Origin of the sequence: Chitinophaga sp. GbtcB8 (genome assembly GCF_019091455.1) — a bacterium.
Taxonomy (GTDB): Bacteria; Bacteroidota; Bacteroidia; order Chitinophagales; family Chitinophagaceae; genus Chitinophaga.
This window is the reverse complement of sequence record NZ_JAGXJN010000430.1, coordinates 1-235: the sequence shown is the minus strand read 5'-3', so window position 1 is coordinate 235 and position 235 is coordinate 1. Positions and strand designations below refer to the sequence as shown.

Sequence of the window (235 nt, the reverse complement as noted above, 5' to 3'; positions counted from 1 at the left end):
TAACTATACATGGAGGGAACTGTTTTCAGATCAGGGGAATCCTGGATCACATCACCAAACAGCAGCCCGCCCTTAACAGCATGCCCGGCCGGCCAGTGCAGGAAGTTGGCCCCGGGAAAATGCCCGCCGCAAAGCACCAGCCCAATATTATCCCATAAAGGCAGCATAGGGCCTTCCCACAATATAATTACCGGGTCCCTGCGGCCCAGCCACTGCGCATCCAACGCATGTACAT

The 235-nt window shown here is 55.3% G+C and carries 1 pseudogene; it reads right to left on the bottom strand.

The features are described from left to right. Window positions 1-235 (bottom strand): annotated as a pseudogene (locus KVT36_RS32240) (MBL fold metallo-hydrolase); the annotation flags it as partial.